The following is a 21,593-nucleotide window of genomic DNA, read 5'->3' on the forward strand; positions in this document are numbered from 1 at the left end:
AATCGAATGCAAAATTAAACTGCGCATTCCTGCGAACGTTCCCTGGGGAACGGGAGGAGAATTCTGAATGGATGTTCAGGATCAGGACGATCATTCAGAGCAGCGTCGCTGCGGAAGTGTCGGCGCGCCTGATTTGACGTATCTGCCGTTTCTGATCGTGTACTCGCCGCGCTCGCTGCGATTGTAGATCGCGCGCAGGCTGCCGTCCTTCTCGAGCATCAGCCCGAATTCTCGCGTCTGCTGCAGCGATGGGAAATAGACCATCACGTTGAGCAGGCCTTCGGCATTGACGGTGGCGGAGACCACCTCGTTCTCGTCCTTGGCGTCGCCGAAATTGCGCCGGTACATCACCCGTCCGTCCTTCCGGATTTCGTAAGTGAGCAGCGCCCCCCTGTCGCGGTCGGGGCTGACAGTGCAGTCGACCGCCCATGAGCCGAGCAGGCCCCATTGTTCGACCGTCGCCGCGAGCGTCTCGGCATGCCCGAGGGGGCCGAACCCAACCCAAAGCACCGCTGCCATGGTCCAGCGGCTCAAACAACGCATCATGTCCTGAAGGGCCCCGCCTCGAAGAATTCCAAAGTGTAGCATCCCCGCCGCTGTCGTCCACGGCGGGGCTCGACCGCGCGCGAATTTGATCCGCGTCAATGAGGCCGGGCCTGTCCGGGGTAGGATGGCGCTCCCGAAGGCGAACGTGGTGAGAGCGATGCTGAATCAAGTGATGGATTTCGCGGGCGAGGTGCTGCCGGGGAGTTGCGCCGTGCCGCCTGATTCCGAGACCGCGTTTCTGGCCGAGCTGGGCGAGCGGTTGCGGTCATCGCGCGCCCGCTGCGAGCTGTCCCGCCGGGAGCTCGCCCGCCGCTCCGGGATTTCGGAGCGCTACATCGCCCAGATCGAGGCCGGCAAAGGCAACGTTTCGATCGTGCTGCTGCTGCGGCTCGCCTCCGCCATCCACGGCAGCCAGCCTCAGGCGGCTTAAGAAACCTTACGCCCGCTTCTCCACATTGGCACTGCGGGCCGGCACGCCGAACTCCTTGCGGCAGATATCGGCCAGCACGGCGACGCCCTCGCGAATCTGCTGATGCGAGGGGCTCGCAAAGCACAGCCGCAGCCGCGAGCGCGAATAGCCCTTGTCGGTCGACCATTCCGGCCCGGGATTGATCGAGACGCCGGCGGCAAGCGCGGCCTGGTAGAGCTTGAGCGTATCGACCTGGTCGGGCAGCTTCACCCACAGGAAGATGCCGCCCTTGGGCTCCTTAAACTCGGCCGCGGTCCCGAACTGCTCGTTGAGGGCTTCCATCAGCGTGTCGAGCTTGGTGCGCAGCGCTTTCGTCAGCGCCGGCACGTGGCTGGCGAAATGCGGCTTGCAATAGGTGGCGAGCACCATCTGCTCCAGCGCGCCGGAGCCGGCATCCGTCTTCAGCGCCAGCATCCGCGACATCACATCCCAGGGCGCGACGATGAAGCCGACGCGCAGCGCCGGCGCGATCGATTTCGAGAACGAGCCGATATGGATGACGGCGCCATTCTGGCTCATCGCATGGATCGCGGGCGGCCGTTGCCCGGACCAGACCAGGTCCGCATAGCAATCGTCCTCGAAGATGGGCACGCCATGTTCGGCTGACAGGCGGAGCAATTCGGCGCGGCGGCTCTCGGGCATGATGCTGCCGGTCGGGTTCTGCACGGTCGGAATGGTGTAGATGTATTTCGGCCGGATCCCGCGGCCCTTCAGGACGGCGAGCGAAGAGGCGAGCGCATCCATGCGCATGCCCTGGTCATCGAGAGGGACGCCCACGGTGTTGACGCCGAGCCGCGTCAGCCGCTGCAGCGATCCCTGATAGGTTTCCTGCTCGACGATCACGGTGTCGCCACGCGCCAGCAGCGTATTGTTGACGAGGTCGAGCGCCTGCAGCGAGCCCGAGACGATCAAGAGATCGTCGACCGTGCAGACGATGCCGGCATCGCGCTTCAGTTTCGTCACCAGGAATTCGCGCAGGGGCAGATAGCCCTGCGGGCCGTGCGCCAGCCCGTAAGTGGCGAGCGAGCGACCCTCGCGTGTCAGGGCGACATTGGCCGCCTCGATCAGCTCGTCGAGCGGCACCTGCTCGGAATCGTTATTGCCGCCGACGAAGCTGTATTTGGCAAGGCCCGTCCAGCGCGCGGAGGGGGCCGGCAGCCCCTCTGGAAAGAGGGGCGCGAAATCGAAGCTGGACGTCATGGGAGCGTTCCTCGTGAGCGTTGTTTTTTTGAGTGGCCGGCCCGGTGCCGATAGGGCCTGGCTGTTTCGATGCTGCCATCATGCCAGTGTTTTGCCCGACGCGTCAAACAAAATTCGTAAAATCCGTATGCGCGCGGCGCGCACCGGCACGGCCGTGATTCGACCGGCGCGGCTACTGTGCATGGGGTTGTTTTCGTGCTTTGGATCTTGCGGCGCGGCAGCACTCGTTCGAAGCGGCAGCGTTACTTCTTGCCAACCGTCCTGGTTGGACGTCCCTGGCTGATGAAGGCGTAATGCGCATTGGCGACGCCGCCGACCATCAGGGCCTCGACCACGGGCTCGGCGATCTCGCCCGCGGCGGCCCAGTCGACGATGAAATTGGCGCCGGTCCCGCCGCGGACGTCGTCGGTCGGAATGAAGATCGAGATGGTGGCGAGCGGCTTCACCGCGACCGGACTTTTCAGATAGCTCTCGACCTGCTTGCCCGCGGTGTCGAAATAGGCGATGCGCCTGACCACCAGTGCCTGTGTCTCCGAGGCGTTGTGCACGCTCAGCGTCACCGAGAAGTCGACCCTCAGCTTGCCCTGGCTCATCGCGACGCTGGAATAGGCCGGCACGTAGAAGCCGCCGGAGACGGCGAGTTCCTCCTTCGGCATGGCTTGAAGCGAATCGGCAAAGGTCTGCTCGAGATTCACTTTGGGCTGCGCGGCCGCCGGGCCGGCGAAGGCGAGGGGGCATAGCAGCAATGCAGCGGCGAGCTTGGTCCGCATGTGACGAATTGCTCGCTTGCCGCGCTGCACTTGGTCTCTAGGGTGCGGCGAAACGGACCGATCTTCCATGCACGAGCTCATTCGCGACATCACTCTCTGTATCCTGTTTGCCTGGATGCTGGGCCTCGCCGCCCATTTCGCCCGGCAACCGCTGATCCTGGCCTACCTTATCGCCGGTTTCTGCATCGGTCCATTCGGCGCCGGCTGGGTCAAGTCGCAGGAATCGATCAGCGTCATCTCCGAGCTCGGCCTGATCTTCATGCTGTTCATGATCGGGCTCGAGATCGACCTGAAGAAGATCGTCCGGGCCGGCAAGGTGATCCTGTTTGCGGCGGGCGGCCAGCTTTTCGGCGGCTGCCTGCTCGGCGTCCTGTTCTTTGCCGGGCTTGGCCTCTCGCTGGGCAGCGGCCATTTCGATGCGCTCTATCTCTGCATTGCCTGCGCGCTGTCATCGACCGTCATCATCGTCAAGGTGCTCTACGAGAAGCGCGAGCTCGACACCTTGCCCGGCCGCATCACGCTCGGCGTGCTGGTGCTTCAGGACATTTTTGCAATTCTGTTCCTGGCGGTGCAGCCGAGCCTCGCCAATTTGCAGATCAGCGTCATCCTGCTCTCGATCGGCCGCGTTGCGGTGCTGGTCGCAGCCGCGCTGCTGGTCAGCCGCTATGTGCTGCCGCGCCTGTTCCATCAGATCGCCCGCCGGCCCGAGCTGATCCTGCTCGGGGCGCTCGCCTGGTGCTTCCTGGTTGCCGAGACCGCCGAGAAACTCTCGCTGTCGCGCGAGATGGGGGCGCTGATATCAGGCGTCTCGCTCTCGACCTTTCCTTACGCGCTCGACGTCACGGCCAAGGTCACGACGCTCCGCGACTTCTTCATCACGCTGTTCTTCGTGGCACTGGGCATGACCATTCCGGTGCCCGGACTGTCGGTGATCGGGCTGGCGTTGATGATCGCCGCGTTCACGGTGGTGAGCCGCCTCGTCACCACTTTCACGCCGCTCTATCTGATGAAGCAGGGCCTGCGCGCCAGCCTGCTGCCGGCGATCAATCTGGCGCAGATCTCCGAGTTCTCGCTCGTGGTGATCCAGACCGGCGTCACCGACAACCACATCGCAGCCGAAACGGCGAATGCGGCGTCCTTCGCCTTCGTGGTGCTGGCGGTGCTCTCGACCTTCGTCATGACGCGCAGCGACGAGATCACCCGCTGGGCCATCGGTCCGCTCAAGCGGATTGGCCTGCGCGATCTCGACCACGGCAACGGCCATGCCGAGGAGGGCGACGAGCGCGGCCATGGCGAGGCCCGCCGCATCGTCATCCTCGGCTTTTTTCGTGCGGCGAGCGCGCTGCTGGCCGAGATCGAACGGCAGGCTCCGGTGCTGCTCGAGCAGATCACGGTGATCGACTTCAACCCCGTCGTGTACCAGACCCTGGTTTCGCGCGGTTTGCACGTGATCTATGGCGACATCAGCAATGTCGACACGCTGCTCCATGCCGGGATCGGCAAATCAGAGATGATCATCCTCAGCGTGCCGGACGCGCTGCTCAAGGGCGCCAGCAACGAGAAGCTGGTCCGCCACGTCCGCTCCCTCAACCCGCAGGCGATGATCGTGGCGACCGCCGACCTCCTGTCCGACGTCGGCGAGCTCTATGCGGCCGGTGCCAGCTACGTCACCGTGACCCGGCTCAGCGACGCTCATGAATTGTTTACGGTGATCGAAGCCGCCCAGGCCGGCCTGCTGGCCGACAAGCGCACTGAGCTCGACCTGAGGCTGAGCGAACGGCGCGAGGTGCTGCCCTGATCGCTGGCGGCCGTCTTCCGCCCGGCCCTTGCGCGCCTATATCGCCGGTATCTTCGGTGCAAGCCCGAAAGCCGGGCCGGGAGCGGCCTCCAGGCATATGCGGTTGCATCCGGGACACTAGCGCTGGGGTCCAAGTCCGGCTAAGGCGTCCGTGAAAGCCGCCAGCCCATAACCAATAGAGATTGGGACATGCCCGATACCGTCCAGGAAGTCTTGCAGGCCTTTGCCCGGGGCGAACTCGTCGTCGTGACCGACGATGAAGACCGCGAGGGCGAGGGCGATCTGATCGTCGCCGCCTCGTTCTGCACGGCGGAAAAGATGGCCTTCATCATCCGCCACACCTCCGGCATCGTCTGCGCGCCGATCACCACCGAGGATGCGCGCCGGCTGCGGCTCGATCCGATGGTCGCGCACAACGATTCCGCCCACACCACGGCGTTTACGGTCTCGATCGACTACAAGCCCGATGGCGGCACCGGCATTTCGGCCGAAGAGCGCGCCTCCTGCTGTCGCGCGCTGTCCAATCCCAATGCCGGCGCCAACGACTTCGCCCGCCCCGGCCACATCTTCCCGCTGATCGCCAAGGACGGCGGCGTGCTGCTGCGCTCCGGCCATACCGAGGCCGCGGTCGATCTCTGCAAGCTTTCGGGGCTTCCGCCGGTCGGCGTCATCAGCGAATTGATGAACGACGACGGCAGCGTGATGAAGGGCGAGCAGGTCGCCCAATTCGCCGCCAGGCACAAGCTCAAGCACGTCACCATCGCCGACATGATTGCCTATCGGCAGGCGCGCGAAAAGCTGATCGAGCGGGTCTCGACCTTCACGACCGACAGCCCGATCGGGCCGCTTCAGGGCTATGCCTACCGCTCGCCATTCGATTCCATCGCCCACGTCGCCTTCGTCTATAATGGCGTCGGCGACGGCAAGAACGTGCTGACGCGCTTTCACAAGCCGAACATCGTCAAGGACATCTTCACCGGCCACAAGCGCATGGCGGCTGTGCTCGAGCACTTCAGGAAATCGGGCCGCGGCGTGCTGGTTTACTTACGCGACGGCGCGGCCGGCGTCCCCGTGGCCGCGCTGCCGGACGAGACGGCAACGGAGGCCGACCGCAACCGCCAGTGGCGCGAGGTCGGCGTCGGTGCACAGATCCTGCGCGATCTCGGCGTCACCTCGATCCGCCATCTCACCTCGTCGGTGCACGACTACAAGGGGCTCTCGGGCTTCGGCATCGAGATCGTCGCCAACGAGCAGCTTGAAAGCTGACGCTAACGCAATTGCACTTGTTGCCGCGGCGCTTTAGTTTGTCGGGCAATTTTTAGACGGAACCAGACCCGAAAGGACGTTTCATGAGCGTGCGCCCTCAGACCAAGGACAAGCCGGCCGCGGCTTCCTTCCAGTGGGACGATCCGTTCCTGCTCGACGAGCAACTGACCGAAGACGAGCGCATGGTGCGCGACACGGCGCGGGCCTACGCTCAGGACAAGCTGCTGCCGCGCGTCACGAAGGCCTATCTGGAAGAGAAGACCGACCGCGAGATCTTCAACGAGATGGGCGAGCTCGGCCTGATCGGCATCACGCTCCCCGAGGAATATGGCTGCGCCAATGCGAGCTACGTGGCCTACGGCCTCGTCGCGCGCGAGATCGAGCGGGTGGATTCCGGCTATCGCTCGATGAACTCGGTGCAGTCCTCGCTGGTGATGTACCCGATCTACGCCTATGGCGACGAGAACCAGCGCAAGAAGTATCTGCCCAAGCTCGCCAGCGGCGAGTGGGTAGGCTGTTTCGGCCTGACCGAGCCCGATGCCGGCTCCGACCCGGCGGGCATGAAGACCCGCGCCGAGAAGGTCTCGGACGGCTACCGCCTGACCGGCAGCAAGATGTGGATCTCGAACGCGCCGATCGCCGACGTGTTCGTGATCTGGGCCAAGTCGGCCGAGCATGACAACCAGATTCGCGGCTTCGTGCTGGAGAAGGGCATGAAGGGCCTCTCCGCACCGAAGATCGGCAGCAAGCTCAGCTTGCGCGCCTCCATCACCGGCGAGGTCGTCATGGACGGCGTCGTGGTTCCGGAAAGTGCGCTGCTGCCCAACGTCTCCGGCCTGAAGGGCCCGTTCGGCTGCCTCAACCGCGCCCGCTACGGCATCTCCTGGGGCGCGCTCGGCGCCGCCGAGGACTGCATGCATCGCGCCCGCCAGTACACGCTCGACCGCAAGCAGTTCGGCAAGCCGCTCGCTGCGACCCAGCTGGTGCAGAAGAAACTCGCTGACATGGAAACCGAGATCGCACTCGGCCTCCAGGGCAGCCTGCGTGTCGGCCGGCTGATGGACGAGGGCAAGTTCGCGCCTGAGATGATCTCGATCATGAAGCGCAACAATTGCGGCAAGGCCCTCGACATCGCCCGCGTCGCCCGCGACATGCACGGCGGCAACGGCATCTCGGCCGAATTCCACGTGATGCGCCATGTCCATAACCTCGAGACGGTCAACACCTACGAGGGCACCCACGACGTCCACGCCCTGATCCTGGGCCGCGCGATCACGGGCATTCAGGCGTTTTTCTAGAAACGTTCATCGTCATTCCGGGTTCGCCCTTCGGGCTCCCCGGAATGACGTCAAAGAACAAAGAAGAAGCCATGTCCGACAATGACGACGTCCCGTTCAACCGCAACTTTCCGCTGAAGGCCGGTATCGTCGAGGAAGTCCGCCCCGGCGTGCGGCGGGTGCTCTGTGACAATCCGAGCCCTTTCACCTTCACCGGCACCGTCAGCTACATCGTCGGCACCGGCAACGTCGCAATCATCGACCCCGGTCCTGATGATGAGGCCCATGCCGCAGCGCTGCTCGATGCTGTCAGGGGCGAGACAGTCAGCCACGTCTTCGTCACCCACACCCACCGTGACCACTCGCCCAATACGGCGCGGATCAAGCAGGCGACCGGCGCGCCTGTTTATGCCGAGGGGCCGCACCGCGCCTCGCGTCCCCGCTTCGAGAGCGAGAAGCACAATCCGGAATCCGGTTCCGATCGTGACTTCACGCCCGATGTCAGGATCGCTCATGGTGACGTCGTCGAAGGCGCCGGCTGGCGGCTCGAAGCAGTGGCGACGCCCGGTCATACCGCCAATCATCTCGCCTTCGCATGGCCCGAGCGAGGGTTCAACTTTGTCGGCGATCATGTCATGGGCTGGTCGACCTCGATCGTGGCCCCGCCCGACGGCTCGATGATCGACTACATGGAATCGCTCGACCGGCTCGCTGCGCGCGAGGAGGATCTGTATTTCTCCGGCCATGGTCCGGAAATCCCCGAGGGCCAGCGCTTCGTGCGTTTCCTGATCCGCCACCGCAAGGCGCGCGAGGCGTCGATCCTGCACCGCCTCGCCAAGGGCGAGGCCGATATCCCGACCATGGTCCGGGCGATCTATATCGGCATCGATCCCAGGCTGACGACGGCCGCCGGCTATTCCGTGCTGGCGCATCTGGAAGACCTCGTCGCGCGCGGCATCGTCGCGACGGACGGTGACCCCGTGATTGGCGGGACCTACCGGATGGCGAACGGCTAGCTCACTTCTTGACCGTCTTCGCCGGCGCTTTCGGCGGCGCTACGACGGGGGTCTTTTTCGCCGGCTTCAGCGCATCGGCGTCGGCCGCGGTGTTGAGATCGTCGATGAACTTGGTGACACGAGCGGCATTGCTGCCGAGGTCGCTGTCGAAATAGCGCGAAGCGGAGCGGATATCGACGCGGGAATCGTCGCCGTCAGGCACGACCCTGATCGAGACGTCCTCGCGAAAGCCCATGATCGGCGTACGCGCCACCGCCTCGATGCGGCCCATGCGGCGCGGCGGCTGCGGCTCGCGTTCGTCGATGATGGTCCATTTGCGCTTGACGACGAGCTGGCGCGCGATCGCATAGGCGCGGTCGACGGGAATCTCGAGCTCGATCGGCTCGATATCAGGATAGAGCTGGCGCTGCTGCTCGGCCGAATAGAGGCCGGCATAGACCGCGGTGTTGGTGCCGTCCCCCGTGCGCAGGCGCGACAGCGCCTCGAAACGCGGCGGGTCGATCGGGTCGGTGGTGATGTCGTAGATATGAGGCAGCTTGCTGTAGAGCAGGGCCTGGTACGCAGGATAGGCGAGGATCGCTCCGTCGATCAGGAAGGCGAGCAGGATGCGCGCCATGCCGCGCGAGCCGTTCTGCCAGATCGCGGCAAAGCCGGCGAGGCCGAGCAGGATGGACAGTGCTGCGATCGCGAGGCCGCCAAAGAAGGTGGCCAGCGCCGGCTTCATCTCCAGGAAGTCGAAGCGGACGATGATGATCGACACCACCACGGCCACCACCGCGAACACGGCCAGATTGCGCGCCCAGGTGGCGAGGCTGGACACGGGCTCCGACTGATAGGGAGCGGAAAACCTGCGGGCCATGTCGTTCCATCGCCGATGTAAGTGTCGCTCGAGGGTACGGGCGACGGGAGCAAGCTGACGTAGCGCATTTTCCGCTGGGCTGTGAAGCGGTTTATCCCCCATTCTGGCTGGGCCATGGCAATCGAACCAATGTCCCGCGACGAGCCACATATCTGTGTATGGCGGTTCGCGGGAGGGGCCATGGGCCGCGTGGGGACATGGAAGCAAGACGACGCGGAAGATCGCGACGCGGCACTGCGGCGGCGCCTGTTTGTGCTGCGGCTGACGATCCTTGTCGCATTCGGCACCGGGTTGTTGATGTCCTCGGCGCTATGGATTGGGCCGCGGTCTTATCCACAGGCGCCGGTCTGGACGCTGCTGCCGCCGATCCAGGGCGTGGTGGCGACCGTGCTCTATGGCGGGCTGTTCGCGCTGGCGGGGCTTGCCGTGGTCTTTCCTCGGGCACGCTGGCCGATCGCAGGCTTCCTCGCCATTCTGATTGCTTTCTGCCTCGCCGACCAGACACGGTGGCAGCCCTGGGTGTTTCAGTACAGCTTCCTGCTCGCGGTCGTCGGACTCAGTACGGCACCGGTCGATGATCTCCGGGCGCTGAACCTGGCCCGCCTCGTCATCGTCTTCACCTACGTCTTTTCCGGGCTTCAGAAGATCAACCTGAACTTCATGGAGCACGAGTTTCCCTGGATCATCACGCCGATGACCAGCTTGCTTCCGGCGATGACGACGCCCCTCGATGCGCTCGGCTTTCTCGTCCCGTTCGTTCAGGTGGTATTCGGCATCGGTCTGTTGACCCGGCGCTTTCGTCGCGTTTCGCTCGCCGCCGCCGTCGGCATGCACGTCTTCATTCTGGCGATGTTCGGTCCCCTGGGATTGAACTGGAACGACATCGTCTGGCCATGGACCGCGGCCATGGCGGTGTTCGACGTGCTGCTGTTTTCAAGCTCGGGCGACTTTTCCTGGCGCGATATCGTTTGGGACGTACAAGATCTGCGTCATGGCGCAGCAGTGGCGCTTTTCGTGGTGATGCCGGCGCTGAGCTTCTTCAATCTCTGGGATTCCTACCTGTCCTCGGCGCTCTATTCCGGCAATCTCACGGAGGCGCAGATCTATCTCAGCGATCTCGGTGCGGCCTCGACGCCGGGCGGCATCCGTCCCTACCTCGTCCACACCTCGGAGAATACCAACGTGCTCAATCTTCAGCGCTGGGCGGTCGGGGACCTCAACGTGACGCCCTACGCGGAGACGCGTGTGTTCAAGGACATCGCCAGAAATGTCTGCGATCACTTGCGGGACCGCGACCAGCTGGTGCTGGTGGTGAAGGAGCAGCGAATGTTCTTCAGCCGCCCGGAGACAGGCTTCCGCTGCTCGCAATTGTGAGAACCCTGGACAACAATGCGGCCCGCGAGGGGCCGCATTGCCGATGCCGTCTAGCGCTTATGCGGCCGCGTTCGGGAAGCGGTATTCCTTGAACTGATCGCGCAGCGCGGTCTTCAGGATCTTGCCGGTGGCGGTATGCGGGATGCCGTCGACGAAAGCGACGTCGTCGGGCATCCACCATTTGGCGATCTTGCCGTCCATGTATTTCAGGATGTCCTCGCGCGTGGCCTGCTGGCCCTGCTTGAGCTGCACGATCAGCAGCGGACGCTCGTCCCATTTGGGATGGAAGACGCCGATCACGGCGGCTTCCGCCACCGCCGGGTGGCCAACCGCGAGGTTCTCGAGGTCGATCGACGAGATCCATTCGCCGCCGGACTTGATCACGTCCTTGGAGCGGTCGGTGATCCGCATGTAACCGCCCTCGTCGATGGTCGCGACGTCGCCGGTGTCGAAGAAACCTTCCTCGTCGAGGATGTTGGTGTCGACCCGGTAATAGGCCTTGGCGACGGCCGGTCCCGAGACCTTGAGGCGGCCAAAGGTCTTGCCGTCCCAGGGCAGCTCCTTGCCGGCATCGTCGGTGATCTTCATTTCGACCGCGAAGGGCGCATAACCCTGCATCTGCAGCACGTCGAGCCGCTCGTCGCCGGTGGCATTCTGGAATGGCGGCTTGAGGGCCGAGACGCTTCCGATCGGGCTCATCTCGGTCATGCCCCAAGCGTGGCGGACGTTCGAGCCCATGTCGAGGAAGGCCTTGATCATGGAGCGCGGCATCGCCGAGCCGCCGCAGATCACCATCTTGAGGTCCGGCAGCTTCAGATTGTTGGCGGTCATGTGCTGCAGCAGCATCAGCCACACCGTCGGCACGCCGGCGGTGTGCGTCACCTTTTCGGTTGAGAGCAGCTCATAGACCGAGGCACCGTCGAGCTTGGGTCCGGGCATCACCAGCTTGGTGCCCTGCGAGGGCGCGGAGAAGGCGATGCCCCAACTGTTGGCATGGAACAGTGGAACCACCGGCAGCATCGTCTCCGAGGCGCTGGTGCCGAGCGCGTCGACGTTATTGGCCATCAGCGCGTGCAGCACGTTGGAGCGATGCGAATACAGCACCCCCTTCGGGTCGCCGGTCGTGCCTGACGTGTAGCACATTGCGGCCGCCGTGTTCTCGTCAAAGTCCTTCCATTTGAATTTACCGTCGGCCTCGGCGATCCAGTCCTCGTAGGCCACGACGTTCTTCAACGTGGTCTCGGGCATATGCGCCTTGTCGGTCAGGATGACGTACCGTTCGACGCTGGGCAGCTTGTCGGCGAGCTTCTCCAGCACGGGCACGAAGGTGAGATCGACCATCACGATGCGGTCCTGCGCATGGTTGATGATCCAGGCGATCTGCTCGGGGAAAAGCCGGGGATTGACGGTATGGCAGATGGCGCCGATGCCCATGATGCCGTACCAGACCTCGAGATGGCGCCAGGTATTCCAGGCGATCGTGGCGACGCGGTCGCCGAACTTGATGCCGTCGCGCTCCAGCATCTGCGAGACCTTGAGCGCGCGCTTGTGGATTTCGGCGTAGGTGGTGCGATGGATCGGTCCCTCGACCGATCGCGTCACGACCTCCTGCTTGCCGTGGATCTTGGCGGCGTGTTCGATGATCCGGTGGCAGAGCAGGGGCCAATCTTGCATCAAACCGAGCATTCAGACGTTCCTCCGAGAAACCGCTGGGCGCGTTATCGCTCTCAGCGCAGGGCCAAACAATTGTCATGAGTTTTAGCCTGCCGGACTTTCGCCGCAAATGGTCTTGTCGCGGCAATATGTCCGCCGCCGCGGCAATGGTTACCGCTGGGCTCGGCCTGTCTCTCATGGTGTCTGAGCCCGTATATGCGCGAAACCATGCTGCACCGCTCGATATCTTTGGTCTTGGCACACCACGCCCTCAGCGGAGCATTCACGTCGTCAGGATACCGCTACCAAAGCCTCGCCCCGAGGGGGCCCCAAAAGGAATGGATGAGGCCGCGCCGGAGGCCGACGGCAGGCCTTCTCCAGATAAGCCTTCCCCGGATAAGCCTTCCCCGGACACGGCTTCTCCGGACAAACCTGGCCCCAACAAGCCCGGCGAGGCTGCGCCACCACCCGAGAAACAGCTCTCGGCGTGCCGCCTGGCGCTGACTGAGGAGATCGCGATTGCGCCCTCCATTCCCGATATCCGCGGCCCCGGCGCCTGCGGCGGCGGGGATCTGGTGCGGCTGGAAGCCATCGTGCTGCCGGACAAGCGCAAGGTCGCCGTGAAGCCTGCGGCGATCCTCCGCTGCACCATGGCCTCAGCGATCGCCGATTGGGTGCGTACCGACATGGTGCCGCTGGCCACGAGCCTCGGTTCGACCATCACCGACCTCGACAATTTCGACAGCTTCGAGTGCCGCGGCCGCAACCGCGTCGTCGGCGCGATGCTGTCCGAGCACGGCAAGGCCAACGCGCTCGATGTGCGCGCGCTCAAGCTCGCCAACGGGCAGTCGATCGGCCTGACCGACCGCACCATCTCCCGCGATGTCCGCGAGCGCGTGCTGCATTCGGTCTGCTCGCGCTTTTCAACGGTGCTCGGTCCCGGCTCGGACTGGTACCACGAAGACCACATCCATCTCGACCTGGCGCAACGGCGCAACGACTATCGGATCTGCCAATGGAACGTCTGGGACCCCTTGCCGCAGATCGCGCCTTTGTTGCCGGCGGAGCGCCCCGAAGAGGCGCCGCCCCGCGAGGTCGCGGCCAAACCGGAGGGCAAATCGGAGGGCAAGTCCGAAGCCAAATCCGAAGGCGCCAAGGATGAAGCTGACGATCAGGAGAGCGCGAAGCCTGCTGCGCCGGTCGACAAGCCCGCCGCCCACGCCGGCAAGAGCAAGCCGACAACAAAAAAGCGCCGGTAAGACCGGCGCTTTTCAAAAGCCCAGGGTCAGGCGGCTATCAGAAGCTGCCGGCCTGGCCGGTGCCGCCGCCCTGGAGCGCGAGGCGCGAATTGTAGGGCGAGTCGCCGTGCTTCGGCTCGAGCACCACGACGATGGTGCCGACCTTGACGCGGTTGTAGAGGTCGATGGCATCTTCGTTGGTCAGGCGGATACAGCCCGACGAGATCGAAGCGCCGATATATTCGGGCTGGTTGGTGCCGTGAATGCGGAACAGCGTGTCCTTGCCGCCCGAGTAGAGATACATCGCGCGCGAGCCCATCGGATTGTCCGGGCCCGGGGCGACGTAAGTCGGCACACCCAGACGCGAGATCTCGCCGGGGGTCGGATGCCAGGCCGGCCATTCGGTCATGCTGCCGACCTTGGCGATGCCCGACCAGGCCATGGCCTCTTCGCCGACGGTGATGCCGTAGCGGATCGCCTTGCCGCCATCCATCACGTAATAGAGATAGTGGTTGTCGGAATCGACGACGATGGTGCCGGGCGACTCCTTGCGATGATAGTCGACGATGGCGCGACGGAACGGCTCTGCCACCGGCGTATTCTCGTACCGGATCTTGGCAAGGAGCTCCTTGTCCTTCGGCTTGAAATTCTGGGTGTTGGTGGCCTCGTAGTGCGTGGCCTGCATGCAGCCCGACAGCATGAAGCCCGCAGCCAGGATTCCCAACATAACTTTCAGCGACGACATGGTTTGGTTCCAATCAAAACAATACCGCGCAGGTCTTGAGCTCGGTGCCCAAGTCCTTCGACTCCGTTGACTTCATTATCGTTGAAATCCGCCACAATTCCAGCGTCTAGGGGCTTTTCCCGCGCTGCGAGACCCAACCTGTGGCTTTTTTGCCGCAAGTTTTGCAGCCCTGAGATGGTTTTTTGACGTGAAAAGCACAGCTGTCGATTCCGTGCCACAGTTAAGCCGCGCTACCGCCACAAATGCAAACGCTCCGTTAATGTGCTTGTCATCATGAACTTGTCAGAATCGCGCTAAGGGCTGTCATTCTGCCGCAGGCCCCTCCTGGAGTTGTTCATGTTTTCTGTGTTCGTTCCGTCCGACTCCTCCCTGAAGAAGGCCATTGTCGACGATCTCGGGGCGGTGCCGGACCACGCGGTGTGGGTTGATCTGGTCAATCCGACCGCGGCAGAGGACAAGGCCGTGGAACGGCTGCTGGGGATCGCGATCCCGACCCGGGAGGACATGCAGGAGATCGAGATATCCAGCCGCCTCTATATCGAGAACGGCGCGCGCTACATGACTGCGACGCTGATGTGCCACTCCGATACCGACATGCCCCGGACCACCGCCGTGACCTTCATCCTCGGCGACCACCGTCTGGTAACGGTCCGCTATGACCAGCCCAAGCCGTTCGCCCTGGTCGAGGCCAAGCTGGCCCGGTCCTGCGCCCCCGCCATTACCGGCGAGATGGTGCTGATGGAACTGCTGGACGCCGTGATCGACCGTTGTGCCGACATTCTGGAGCGCTGCGGCATGGAGATCGACCAGGTCTCACATGACATCTTCGAGCCCGAGAGCGAGCGCCACGGTCACGCCAAGCAATATTCGCAGATCCTGATCTCGATCGGCCGCAAGGGCGATTTGACCTCGAAGGTTCGCGAGAGCCTGGTGTCGATCGGTCGTGTGGTCACCTTCCTCTCTGCGGTGGTGGAAGGCGTAAAATGGTCCAAGGACATGCGCGAGCAGCTCAAGACCATGCAGCGTGACGTCGCCTCGCTGACCGACCACGCCTCCTATCTCTCCAGCAAGATCACCTTCGTGCTCGACGCCATGCTCGGCGTGGTCAATCTCGAGCAGAACAACATCATCAAGCTGTTTTCGGTCATGGCCGTTGTCCTGATGCCGCCGACGCTGATCGCTTCGATCTACGGCATGAACTTCAAGTCGATGCCGGAACTCGAATGGGCGCACGGCTATCCGTTCGCACTGGTGCTGATGGTGATCGCCGCTGTCGTCCCGTACTGGATTTTCAAGTGGAAGAAGTGGCTGTGAGAGGCCTCGCGCTTTTCGAAAATAGTGACCGAGACCTTACGCCGGTCGTAGAGACAAGGCTGATGGTGTCGCAGAATAGATCGTCATTGCGGCCGCGCTGTGATGTGTGTGCCGTGCCCCAATTCCTCCGGTAAAATTTGAGCGGTGGACTGAACGTTTGCGCGAAACTTGTCTGCGATAAGCAGCGGGTTAGCCGCGAGGAACAACCATGGTTGAAAAACACATAACGACGCCCCGCAACGTCATCGACCTGACGAGCTATCGTCAGAGCGTGGCGAGCGGCAAGGCGCCGTCGTTGTCGGCGCGCATGTGCCGGCACTGTGGTGCTCCGCTGCTCGACGGCGAGAACGATGACGATTGCTCGACTGCCTTCACCGCCGCGGCTCCAAATGCCGCAACGTCGAGGCTGCGCGACCGGTCGCGCCGAATTCGTCTGGATTGAGGAGCGGAAGGAAGGCGGGCGATCCAGTCTTGCGGCGGCGTTGTCTGGATCGCCTTGCTTCCCGCCTTTCGCGTCAAGTCCCCTAGCGCTTCACGATCTCTGCCGTCGAGACGATGGTCTCGGCAATCATGCCGTCATGGCTGAACGAAGCCAGATGGGCCTCGACGTCACGCAGCATCGCCTCGACATTGTCGCCCAACGCTTCCGGAGAAGAGGACGAATAGGTGAGGGTGCGCTGCGCCAGATCTTGCAGGCTGACCATGTGGCCGGTCTCGACCGCGATGAGATCGGTCGGCGCAAAGGCGCTGCCGCGGAAGAACGCGGGGAGATCGCGATGGGTGCGCGTGCCCTTGCCGGCCTCTTCCCACAGCTTTGCGGGCGACCAGCGGCGGCGAATCTCGTTGTAGCCCTCGAGCCAGGGGTTACGGCCGTCGGTGACCGAGAACGAGGCGCAGATCAAAATGGCGCCGCCGGGCGTGACAAGCTGGTCGAGCCGCGCAAGCGTCGCATCGCGATCCATCCAATGCAATGCGCGGCCGATCGTCACGATATCGAACGTGCCGATGTCGGAGGCAAGCGTCTCGGCCTTGCCTTCGATCAGCGTGAGCGCCTGGCCCGCGCGCGCAGCCGCCCGTCGGGCCGTTTCGATCATTGCAGGCTCGGGATCGACGCCGACAATGCGGCCGACATGAGGGGCAAAACCGAGCGCCAGCAGTCCGGGGCCGGTTCCCAGGTCGATTAGGGCGCATCGTTCGGAGAGGTCGAGCTTCTGCGCGACGCTGTGAAAGAACGCGCGCGGATAGGGCGGTCGCAAATGCTCGTAGGTCGACGCCGTGCTCGCGAACCGCCCCATGCGTTACCCTGATACGTTGCTTGGCCTAGACGTGCTGGCCGCCGTTGATGTGGATCTCGGCGCCGTTGACGTAAGAGCTGGTGTCTGTGCACAGCACGTAGATGATCTTGGCGACTTCGTCCGGCGTGCCGAGCCGATGCATCGGGATCTGCTGTTCGACGATCTTCTCGGTGCCCGGCGACAGGATCGAGGTGTCGATCTCGCCGGGCGCGATCGCGTTGACGCGCACGCCGACGCGACCGAAGTCCGAGGCCATCTCGCGCGTCAGTGCGGCAAGCGCTGCTTTCGACGTCGCGTACGCTGCGCCCGCGAATGGATGCACGCGCGAGCCCGCGATCGAGGTGACGTTCACGACCGAACCCTTGGCTGCCTTCAATTCTTCGATCAGGCCACGCGCGATCATGATCGGCGCGAAGAAATTGACGTGAAAGACGTGCGTCCAGGTTTCGAGGTCGGTGTCGACCGAACCGAGACGGGAGCCGCCCGGGCCCTTGGGCGAGATCGCCGCGTTGTTGACCAGCGCGTGCAGCATGCCGCCTTCGAGGCGGTTGCGGATCTCGGAGATCGCGCGCGTGGTATCCTGGGGATCGCCGAGGTCAACCTGGATGTGATCCTCAGGGCCAGCGTCCCATGGGCAATCCTCCGGGAAGGCGTGCCGCGAACAGGTGATGACACGCCAGCCCGCGGACGAGAAGCGGATCACGGTGGCGTGGCCGATGCCGCGGCTCGCTCCGGTCAAGAGCAGCGTGCGGCGCGGCGCATTGGACGAATGCGGCATGGACATCTTTCAGGTCGGCCCAAAAGCTTCAGGGATACATCCGCGTCTTGGACCACGGCTGGCCGGCCGCGTCACGGCGAAATTCGATGCGGTCGTGCAGGCGGAATGGGCGGTCGTGCCAGAACTCGATCCGCGACGGTGTGATGCGCCAGCCGCTCCAGCCCGGCGGCCGCGGCACCTCGCCGATGACGTGTTTGGCCGCGACCTTGGCAATGGCCTGCTCGAAGGCGAAGCGGCTCTCGAGCTCTTGCGACTGTTTGCTGGCCCAGGCGCCGATCTGCGCCTGCTTCGGCCGGGTCGCGAAATAGGCGTCGGCCTCGGCATCAGTCACCGGCGTCACATTGCCGCGGATGCGGACCTGGCGGCGCAGCGACTTCCAGTGAAAAAGTAAGGCGGCCTTAGGATTTGCGGCCAGTTCGCGGCCTTTCTGGCTGGCGATGTGGCTGTAGAAGACGAAACCCTCGGTATCGAAGCCTTTCATCAGCACCATGCGCACGTCGGGCAGGCCGTCCGGATCGACGGTTGCGAGCGCCATGGCATTGGGATCATTCGGCTCGCTCTTGATCGCCTCGTTCAACCAGGCCTCGAACAGCGCAAAGGGCTCGTCGGCGGCGGTGAAATCACCGGATGTTAAGGGTGTCTGGTGTTTCATCGAGGTCGTGTCGGTCATGTCTGGAGTCCGAATTGCGTCCCGCGGCTCAAAGCGCGCTGTCGTCTGCTCTCGTCCTATATAGGGCATGGAGACGCGTTGGCCTATCGGCGATGCGGCCGTCAAGCTTCGCCATGACGATGATTCTGATCGGGCTTGGTGCCGGCGGTTGCAGCCTGTCCCGTACCGACACCGGCGCCTACGCCAAGGCCGACGACAACGATCTCACCGGCTCGATCGCGCGGCCGGCGAAGGATACCCGCCCGACCGAGACCGATCTCGCCTTCGCCCGCAATGCCGCCTCCGACGTGCTGAGCATGGGCGACAAGGACGCCAGCCAGCACTGGGAAAATCCGGAGACCGGCGCCCGCGGCTCGGTGACGCCGATCGCGCAATCCTATGCCGCCGAGGATGGCCGCAAGTGCCGCGACTTCCTGGCGAGTTATGTCAACGGCGCCACCGAAAGCTGGCTCCAGGGCGCCGGATGCCAAAGCAGCCGTGGCCGTTGGGAGATTCATACGCTAAAGCCGTGGCGGAGCTAGGATTCGGAGCGCCCACCTAGTTGCAAAAATGCCACTCCAGCCCCACATGAGCCGCAGGTGGGGCGGGGAGCCCTTTGAACAATTGGATTCTTGAAGGAGACGTGACGGATGCGCGACCCCTATGAGGTCTTGGGGGTGCCGCGGAGCGCTACCGCTGCCGCGATCAAGAGCGCCTATCGCAAGCTGGCCAAGAAGCATCATCCTGATAGCAACAAGGGTGATCCCAAGGCTGCGGAGCGCTTCTCCGAGATCAATTCGGCCAACGAGATCATCGGCGACGAGGACAAGCGCAAGCAGTTCGATCGCGGCGAGATCGACGCCGAGGGCAAGCCGCGCTTCCAGGGCTTTCCCGGCGGCGGCGGTCCGCGCGGTCGCGCCGGGCCCGGCGGCTTCGAGAGCTACAGCTTCCGCAGCGGCGGAGGCCCCGGCCAAGGCGCGGGTGCGTTCGAGGACATCCTCAACAGCATGTTCGGCGGTGGAATGCGCGGTGCGCGGCCCGGCGCCGGCGGCGGTGCCCAGTTCGAATTCGATACCGGCGGCATCGGCCTCGATCTTGACGTCAACGTCGCCATGTCCGTCTCGCTGGAAGAATCGGTCAAGGGTGGCGAGAAGCGCGTCCGGTTGCCGAACGGCAAGGAACTCAACGTCAAGATTCCGGCCGGCGTGGTCGAAGGCCAGCAGATCCGTCTGAGGGGACAAGGTGAAACCGCCCAGGGCCATCCGCCCGGCGATCTCCTGATCACCATCAGCATCGCGCCGCATGCCTTCTTCAAGGTCGAGGGTGCGGACCTCAGGATCGACCTGCCGGTCACGCTGTACGAGGCGGTGCTCGGCGGCAAGGTCCGCGTGCCCACCCTCGGCAACGCGGTAGAACTGTCGGTCCCGAAAAACACCTCGAGCGGCCGGACCTTCCGGCTCAAAGGCAAGGGCTTGCCGAAGTCGGGTGGAACCGGCGATCTCTTCGTCACCATCAGGATCATGCTACCCGACGGGAACGACGCCGAGCTCGAAGCATTGATGGAGAAGTGGCGGGACCAACATCCCTATAATCCGCGAAGCGGGCTCGGCTAGGGCGCTATCCGAGTTCACCTCGACGATCGGAGCATTCTCTTCCCGACAGGATGATGCTCAACATACGCCTGAAGCGCGGATCGCGCTTTGACGCTGACGTTTGAGGCGTGTCGACTGTCCGGCGGGACAGCCGATAAAAAGGTGCGGCCTCGAGAGGGGGACCAGCGCGGTACCAAAAACCCCAATCGAGGCCGCCCGCGTCGATCGGCGGATCGAACGCCGCTCATATTCGCGTGAGCACCCGGTGCGATAATGAGACGCACACATGTCTTGATTCCAAATTTTCAATGACGGAATCGAGGCACAGCTTTGGTGCGGTTGCCTAGCCGCCGTTTTTCTCGGCCTGGTCGTACACGGCTTGCGCCACCTTGGTGAGCCGGTCACGGTCGCCGCCGCCGCTGACGACGTAGCCGACGCCGCGCTCGGCCCAGAACAGCGCCCCATCCTTGTCCGTCTTGGCGTAACGCATCTGCGTCGCACCATTCTCGGTCTTGGCGGTGTAGATCGTGTAGCGCTCGCCCGAGGCGCCCTCATACATCAGGAAGGAGGCCGGACCATTTGGTCCCGGCAGCAGCCGGCCGCCGACGAGCTTCAGCCCGCTCGCCTCCAGATTGGGGGCGAACACGGTCCAGCCGCAGCGCCGGGTCAGCCAGGCCTGGAGGTGGTCGCGCTCGTTGCCGCCGACCTCGACCGGATGGCGGACCTCGACGACATAGAGGCGGTGGGCGTCGGGCGCGTCCGCCGTAAAGTTTTGGAAGGTCGAGGGCGCATTGGCGGCCCCATGCGCGACCCAGCCGGCCGTGCCGCCGGCGACGAAGGCGGCCAGCGTTGCCGCCACCGCACCATAGAGCCATTGCCGCGGGCGGCGCTCCAGCCGTTCGAGCTCCAGGCGGGCCGGCACCGGCTCCTGGGCGACGCCATCGTAGCGGGCGTGCAGCAGCTCGGCCATGGTCCGCCAGGATTGCACCCGCTCGGCATCCTCGGGGTGCGCGGCCAGCCAGGCCTCGACATCGGCGCGGCGCTCGGCCGGCAGCTCGCCATCGACAAAGGCGTGCAATTCGTCTTCGGTCACGGGAATATTGCGTTCGTTCATATCGGTCGTCTCTGGCTCTGCGGCCCAAAATATCCGACGCGGTCCAACTGCGCTGCTTCTCTCTCCGTGCAGGGGACGCGGTCTGCGCGATGCATTGATCCTGCCATCATTTCATTTCACCCGCCTGAGTGCCGGGCGTTCACCCTCCAGCGAGGCTTTGACGTGGGCTCGCGCCCGCGCCAGGCGCGACATCACGGTGCCGATCGGCACGCCCTGGATGTCGGCGACCTCGCGGTAGCTCATGCCCTCCAGCATCACGAGCAGCAGCACGGAGCGCTGTTCCTCGACCAGCGTCGAGAGCGCCTTCTCGATATCGCGTCCCTCGGCCTCCGTCCCGCTGGCATCCGGATTGTTCTCCGTGAGCTGCATGAATTGTGGCCGCCTCGCCAGCGAGCGCCGCCGGTTCTTGTTGAGGTTGGTCAGGATCGTGTAGAGCCAGCTCCTGACGTCGCCTCCGAGAAACAATCGCTCCGAACGCAGCGCCCGCACCAGCGTGTCCTGCACCAGATCGTCGGCCGCATCCGCATCGCGCGTCAGCGCGCGGGCGTAGCGGCGCAACGCCGGGATCATGGCTTCCACGCTCTGGCGAAACGCACTCATGCCGTCTTGACGTCCTTCATCAGGGGCGAGCGCCCATAGC

22 protein-coding genes are annotated in these 21,593 nt (G+C 64.1%); 11 read left to right on the forward strand and 11 right to left on the reverse strand.

Annotation, left to right across the window (positions count from 1 at the left end):
- Positions 1-90: 90 nt before the first annotated feature.
- Positions 91-519 carry a hypothetical protein gene (locus tag G8O24_RS14615; RefSeq protein ID WP_244645850.1) on the reverse strand — a complete coding sequence of 143 codons (429 nt, stop codon included), beginning with the start codon at positions 517-519 and terminating at the stop codon, positions 91-93.
- A gap of 184 nt (positions 520-703) precedes the next feature.
- Here G8O24_RS14615 and G8O24_RS14620 point away from each other — a divergent pair, with 184 nt between their 5' ends.
- Positions 704-976, forward strand: a complete 273-nt coding sequence (locus G8O24_RS14620) for a helix-turn-helix domain-containing protein (RefSeq protein WP_188100332.1) — start codon at positions 704-706, stop codon at positions 974-976.
- 6 nt (positions 977-982) lie between these two features.
- Here the strand turns inward: G8O24_RS14620 and G8O24_RS14625 are convergent, their stop codons facing one another.
- Both G8O24_RS14625 and G8O24_RS14630 read right to left on the reverse strand, forming a co-directional pair.
- A complete protein-coding gene (locus G8O24_RS14625; protein ID WP_188100334.1) occupies positions 983-2,215 on the reverse strand; it encodes an aminotransferase-like domain-containing protein in 1,233 nt (410 codons plus the stop codon).
- A gap of 242 nt (positions 2,216-2,457) precedes the next feature.
- The gene (locus G8O24_RS14630) at positions 2,458-2,985 is read right to left on the reverse strand and encodes a DUF3124 domain-containing protein (RefSeq protein ID WP_188100336.1); all 528 of its coding nucleotides are present in this window, start codon (positions 2,983-2,985) and stop codon (positions 2,458-2,460) included.
- A 67-nt stretch (positions 2,986-3,052) separates the two neighbouring features.
- Between G8O24_RS14630 and G8O24_RS14635 the strand changes: the two genes are divergently transcribed.
- The 4 genes from G8O24_RS14635 to G8O24_RS14650 all read left to right on the forward strand — a co-directional run bounded on the left by G8O24_RS14635 (position 3,053) and on the right by G8O24_RS14650 (position 8,342).
- A complete protein-coding gene (locus G8O24_RS14635; protein WP_188100338.1) occupies positions 3,053-4,783 on the forward strand; it encodes a cation:proton antiporter in 1,731 nt (576 codons plus the stop codon).
- 189 nt (positions 4,784-4,972) lie between these two features.
- Complete coding sequence (gene ribB, locus G8O24_RS14640; protein WP_188100340.1) at positions 4,973-6,049, forward strand: 3,4-dihydroxy-2-butanone-4-phosphate synthase; 1,077 nt, start codon at positions 4,973-4,975, stop codon at positions 6,047-6,049.
- 83 nt (positions 6,050-6,132) lie between these two features.
- Positions 6,133-7,347 carry an acyl-CoA dehydrogenase gene (locus tag G8O24_RS14645; RefSeq protein WP_188100342.1) on the forward strand — a complete coding sequence of 405 codons (1,215 nt, stop codon included), beginning with the start codon at positions 6,133-6,135 and terminating at the stop codon, positions 7,345-7,347.
- A gap of 71 nt (positions 7,348-7,418) precedes the next feature.
- Complete coding sequence (locus tag G8O24_RS14650; protein WP_188100344.1) at positions 7,419-8,342, forward strand: MBL fold metallo-hydrolase; 924 nt, start codon at positions 7,419-7,421, stop codon at positions 8,340-8,342.
- Position 8,343: 1 nt separating this feature from the next.
- On the opposite strand, the gene G8O24_RS14655 is transcribed toward G8O24_RS14650, so the two are convergent.
- Positions 8,344-9,201: a DUF1499 domain-containing protein gene (locus G8O24_RS14655; protein ID WP_188100346.1), complete on the reverse strand. Its 858-nt coding sequence runs from the start codon at positions 9,199-9,201 to the stop codon at positions 8,344-8,346.
- A 180-nt stretch (positions 9,202-9,381) separates the two neighbouring features.
- Between G8O24_RS14655 and G8O24_RS14660 the strand changes: the two genes are divergently transcribed.
- The gene (locus G8O24_RS14660; RefSeq protein ID WP_188100348.1) at positions 9,382-10,575 is read left to right on the forward strand and encodes an HTTM domain-containing protein; all 1,194 of its coding nucleotides are present in this window, start codon (positions 9,382-9,384) and stop codon (positions 10,573-10,575) included.
- A gap of 57 nt (positions 10,576-10,632) precedes the next feature.
- Here the strand turns inward: G8O24_RS14660 and G8O24_RS14665 are convergent, their stop codons facing one another.
- Complete coding sequence (locus G8O24_RS14665) at positions 10,633-12,261, reverse strand: fatty-acid--CoA ligase (RefSeq protein WP_188100350.1); 1,629 nt, start codon at positions 12,259-12,261, stop codon at positions 10,633-10,635.
- A 65-nt stretch (positions 12,262-12,326) separates the two neighbouring features.
- Between G8O24_RS14665 and G8O24_RS14670 the strand changes: the two genes are divergently transcribed.
- Positions 12,327-13,487, forward strand: a complete 1,161-nt coding sequence (locus tag G8O24_RS14670) for an extensin family protein (RefSeq protein WP_188100352.1) — start codon at positions 12,327-12,329, stop codon at positions 13,485-13,487.
- A gap of 37 nt (positions 13,488-13,524) precedes the next feature.
- On the opposite strand, the gene G8O24_RS14675 is transcribed toward G8O24_RS14670, so the two are convergent.
- Entirely contained in the window at positions 13,525-14,211 is a 687-nt protein-coding gene (locus tag G8O24_RS14675; RefSeq protein ID WP_188100354.1) for a L,D-transpeptidase, read from the reverse strand.
- Between the two features lie 336 nt (positions 14,212-14,547).
- On the opposite strand from G8O24_RS14675, the gene G8O24_RS14680 reads away from it, so the two are divergent.
- Both G8O24_RS14680 and G8O24_RS14685 read left to right on the forward strand, forming a co-directional pair.
- Entirely contained in the window at positions 14,548-15,525 is a 978-nt protein-coding gene (locus G8O24_RS14680) for a magnesium transporter CorA family protein (protein ID WP_188100356.1), read from the forward strand.
- 208 nt (positions 15,526-15,733) lie between these two features.
- Positions 15,734-15,967 carry a hypothetical protein gene (locus G8O24_RS14685; RefSeq protein ID WP_188100358.1) on the forward strand — a complete coding sequence of 78 codons (234 nt, stop codon included), beginning with the start codon at positions 15,734-15,736 and terminating at the stop codon, positions 15,965-15,967.
- A gap of 82 nt (positions 15,968-16,049) precedes the next feature.
- On the opposite strand, the gene G8O24_RS14690 is transcribed toward G8O24_RS14685, so the two are convergent.
- The 3 genes from G8O24_RS14690 to pdxH are packed head-to-tail and all read right to left on the reverse strand — an operon-like array spanning position 16,050 to position 18,268.
- Positions 16,050-16,820: a class I SAM-dependent methyltransferase gene (locus tag G8O24_RS14690; protein ID WP_188100360.1), complete on the reverse strand. Its 771-nt coding sequence runs from the start codon at positions 16,818-16,820 to the stop codon at positions 16,050-16,052.
- A gap of 25 nt (positions 16,821-16,845) precedes the next feature.
- Positions 16,846-17,598: an SDR family NAD(P)-dependent oxidoreductase gene (locus G8O24_RS14695; RefSeq protein WP_188100361.1), complete on the reverse strand. Its 753-nt coding sequence runs from the start codon at positions 17,596-17,598 to the stop codon at positions 16,846-16,848.
- A gap of 28 nt (positions 17,599-17,626) precedes the next feature.
- Positions 17,627-18,268, reverse strand: a complete 642-nt coding sequence (pdxH, locus tag G8O24_RS14700; protein ID WP_008141501.1) for a pyridoxamine 5'-phosphate oxidase — start codon at positions 18,266-18,268, stop codon at positions 17,627-17,629.
- A 113-nt stretch (positions 18,269-18,381) separates the two neighbouring features.
- Here pdxH and G8O24_RS14705 point away from each other — a divergent pair, with 113 nt between their 5' ends.
- Complete coding sequence (locus tag G8O24_RS14705) at positions 18,382-18,789, forward strand: RT0821/Lpp0805 family surface protein (protein WP_188100363.1); 408 nt, start codon at positions 18,382-18,384, stop codon at positions 18,787-18,789.
- 108 nt (positions 18,790-18,897) lie between these two features.
- Entirely contained in the window at positions 18,898-19,860 is a 963-nt protein-coding gene (locus G8O24_RS14710) for a DnaJ C-terminal domain-containing protein (protein WP_188100365.1), read from the forward strand.
- Between the two features lie 322 nt (positions 19,861-20,182).
- Here the strand turns inward: G8O24_RS14710 and G8O24_RS14715 are convergent, their stop codons facing one another.
- Positions 20,183-20,953 carry an anti-sigma factor family protein gene (locus G8O24_RS14715; RefSeq protein WP_188100367.1) on the reverse strand — a complete coding sequence of 257 codons (771 nt, stop codon included), beginning with the start codon at positions 20,951-20,953 and terminating at the stop codon, positions 20,183-20,185.
- A 111-nt stretch (positions 20,954-21,064) separates the two neighbouring features.
- Positions 21,065-21,553, reverse strand: a complete 489-nt coding sequence (locus G8O24_RS14720; RefSeq protein ID WP_092298229.1) for a sigma-70 family RNA polymerase sigma factor — start codon at positions 21,551-21,553, stop codon at positions 21,065-21,067.
- Positions 21,554-21,593 lie beyond the last annotated feature (40 nt).

The sequence above is a fragment of the Bradyrhizobium campsiandrae genome (assembly GCF_014529705.1).
In the GTDB taxonomy this organism is placed as follows: domain Bacteria; phylum Pseudomonadota; class Alphaproteobacteria; order Rhizobiales; family Xanthobacteraceae; genus Bradyrhizobium; species Bradyrhizobium campsiandrae.